The sequence below is a fragment of the Bradyrhizobium sp. genome (assembly GCF_049586575.1).
GTDB lineage: Bacteria > Pseudomonadota > Alphaproteobacteria > Rhizobiales > Xanthobacteraceae > Bradyrhizobium.
In genome coordinates, this window is the sequence record NZ_JBAVCF010000474.1 from 1 (window position 1) to 3225 (window position 3225).

Below are 3225 nucleotides of genomic sequence, written 5' to 3' on the forward strand. Positions count from 1 at the left end.
CCTTCACGAACTTCGGAAAGTCATGGGCACTAGCAAACTTATTGATTCTAGTACCGCTTTGTCGATCTGAAGTCCCTGATCGAATTCGCCGCTTGTGGCGCAGGGACTTCGGATCGGCGGTACTAGCAGTCCGATTCTAACATTTGCATCCCGATCCGGCAGGCACTTTTGCAAACGTTAGAATCAAAGGACCACCAGCAAATATAGGTTTCTAGTGGAGTTTGGGATTTGATATTCGCTTTGCGAATTCCAGGCTACAGGGTAGCGAATGCCAATCCACTCCACCAGGCAAAGCCGTCATCGGCTTCCGGTTCGCGGTCCCGTGAACCGGAATTAACTTTTGCGCCATCGGCGAAATCTGGAATGGCCGGGGAACTTGTGCCATAGAGAAAGCACGCCTCCATTCATTGGGGGGCGCGCTCGTCTTTCTCTGCCGCATCACATCATTCCAGTCGGAGATTTCTTCATGCGTCGTTTGATCATCCTTGCAGGTATCGCCGCCACGCTGCTGGCTGCGCCCTTGGCCGGCGTCAGCGCCCAGCAGCCGATGCAACGGGTACGGGTCGGCGTACTCGAATGCCGTGGCGGGGCGAGCATCGGCTTCATCGTCGGTTCGGTCACCAATCTCGGCTGCGTGCTGCACGTCGACGGCATGCCGGAAGACCGATACGTTGCGACCATCCGTAAAGTAGGCGTCGACCTCGGCATCACCCAGGAAACGGCGCTTGCATGGGGGGTCTATTCTGCCGTGGCACGTCTCGGCCCCGGCGATCTCTCGGGCAATTATGCCGGCGCGCAGGGCAGTGCGACGATCGGCGTGGGTGCCGGCGGCAATGTGCTGGTCGGCGGTTCCAACAATTCGATCGCGCTCCAGCCGCTCAGCCTTCAAGGACAGACCGGCTTGAGCGTCGCCGCCGGACTTGAGAGCTTGGAATTGCGTCCCGGACGATAAGCGCAGGGCTAAAGACTAACAAAAACGCGCGCGGCCTCGTCTTGGTGACGAGGCCGCGCTCGTGTTGTTAACAGTGCACCGCGACCGATTTTCCTTCTTGCCAAAAGACCTGATGAGGAGGAGCATCCTATCTTGCCGACCCAATCAAGGGCCGAGCTCCACATGAGGAGGCGGCAATGGGACAAGACGTCAGAAGTCCCCGCGGTCCACGGTGCATCGCACTGGTGGGCCCTTTTCAAAGCGGTAAAACCACACTTCTTGAAGCGATACTGGCGCGTACGGGCGCCATCACACGCGCCGGCAGCGTTGATGCCGGTACATCCGTTGGCGACGCGAGCGCAGAAGCGCGCCGTCACAAGATGGGCGTCGGACTGACGGCCGTCACAACCCACTTCATGGGCGATAGCTACACTTTTATCGACTGCCCCGGCTCGGTCGAATTCGCCCACGACATGCGCGCCGCGCTTCCCGCCGTCGATGCCGCGATCGTGGTCTGCGAAGCCGACGAGAAGAAGCTGCCGCAGCTTCAAATCATCTTGCGCGAGCTCGAGGATCTCGGCATTCCGCGTTTTCTGTTTCTCAACAAGATCGATCGCGCCAACAAGCGTGTCCGCGAGACGCTCGCGACCTTGCAGCCCGCTTCGCGCATTCCGTTAGTGCTTCGCCAGATTCCGATCTGGAACGGCGATCTGATCGAAGGCTTTGTCGATCTGGCGCTGGAGCGCGCGTTTGTCTATCGCGAGCACAAGGCGTCCGAGGTCATGACGCTCGACGGTGGCAATCTCGACCGCGAGAAGGAAGCCCGCTTCTCGATGCTGGAGAAGCTCGCCGATCACGACGACGCGCTGATGGAACAGTTGCTCGAGGACATTGCGCCGCCGCGCGACGCCGTATTCGACGATCTAGCCCGCGAATTGCGCGAGGGGCTGATCTGCCCGGTGTTGCTCGGCTCTGCCACGCGCGAGAACGGCGTGCTGCGTCTGATGAAGGCGCTGCGGCACGAGGCGCCCGGCGTGACCGAAACCGCCAAGCGTCTTGGCGCGCCGTCTTCCAAGGATGCGCTCGCTTATGTATTCAAGACCGTGCATCTCCAGCATGGCGGCAAACTGTCGTTTGCGCGCGTGCTGGCTGGACGACTTGATGACGGCGCAACGGTGCATGCCTCGTCGGGCGAAGCCGGCCGGGTGTCCGGCGTATCGGCGCTTGGGGTCGCCCATGACAACAAGCGCGCGTCGGCCGAGGCCGGCGAGACGGTCGCACTCGGTAAGCTCGACACCGTCAAGACCGGCGACACCGTGTCGAGCGGCAAGACCGCGCCGCCGGCGCTGGTGCATATCGAACCGTTGCCGCCCGTGTTGTCGATAGCGGTTGCCGCCGCCGACCGGAAAGATGACGTCAAGCTCGGCCAGGCCTTGCTGCGGCTGAACGAAGAAGACCCGTCCTTGACGATGGTGCAGAACCCGCGCACCCATGACAGCGTGTTGTGGGGGCAGGGCGAGATGCACCTGCGCGTTGCGCTGGAACGGCTGCGCGATCGCTTCGGCATCAACGTGAAATCGCATCCGCCGGCGATTGGCTATCAGGAGACCATCCGCAAGTCGCTCACCCAGCGCGGCCGGCACAAGAAACAGTCCGGCGGCCACGGCCAGTTCGGCGATGTCGTGCTCGAGATCGCGCCGATGCCGCGCGGCGGCGGCTTCGAATTTCATGAAAAGGTCGTCGGCGGCGCGGTGCCTCGAAACTACATCGGTGCGGTCGAGGAAGGCGTCGTCGACGGGCTTGCGCGCGGTCCGCTCGGCTTCCCCGTCATCGACGTGCAGGTGACGCTGACCGACGGTTCCTATCACAGCGTGGATTCGTCCGATCTCGCCTTTCGCACCGCCGCGCGGATCGGCGTCAGCGAAGCGCTGCCGCAGTGCCAGCCGGTGTTGCTGGAGCCGATCCACATCGTGGAGATCGTCTGCCCGACGGAAGCAACCGCGAAGATCAACGCCATTCTGTCGGGACGGCGCGGACAGATTCTCGGCTTCGACACCCGCGAAGGCTGGCCGGGATGGGATCGCGTGCGCGCGATGATGCCGGAGGCCGAGATCGGCGAGTTGATCGTGGAGTTGCGGTCGGCCACCGCCGGCGCCGGCAGCTTTACGCGACAGTTCGACCGGATGGCGGAGGTCACTGGCCGGGCGGCCGACCAGATCATCGCCGCCCACGGCGTCGCGGCCTAGCTTCGTCTCGCCTCGTTTCCATCCGCCGTTCCTGATCGGGAGCGGCGG

At 62.7% G+C, this 3225-nt stretch carries 2 protein-coding genes; both read left to right on the forward strand.

Going from position 1 to position 3225, the window contains the following annotated elements; all coding sequences use genetic code 11:
• Positions 1 to 466 precede the first annotated feature (466 nt).
• Positions 467 to 952 carry a DUF992 domain-containing protein gene (locus tag WB528_RS18260; protein ID WP_423889796.1) on the forward strand — a complete coding sequence of 162 codons (486 nt, stop codon included), beginning with the start codon at positions 467 to 469 and terminating at the stop codon, positions 950 to 952.
• 176 nt (positions 953 to 1128) lie between these two features.
• Positions 1129 to 3177: an elongation factor G gene (locus WB528_RS18265; RefSeq protein ID WP_423889797.1), complete on the forward strand. Its 2049-nt coding sequence runs from the start codon at positions 1129 to 1131 to the stop codon at positions 3175 to 3177.
• The last annotated feature ends 48 nt before the right edge of the window (positions 3178 to 3225 follow it).

What these genes read in the sequence shown, in the direction of transcription:
- WB528_RS18260 (WP_423889796.1), top strand. Translation starts at nt 467, where the DNA reads ATGCGTCGTTTGATCATCCTTGCAGGTATCGCCGCCACGCTGCTGGCT.
- WB528_RS18265 (WP_423889797.1), top strand. Translation starts at nt 1,129, where the DNA reads ATGGGACAAGACGTCAGAAGTCCCCGCGGTCCACGGTGCATCGCACTG.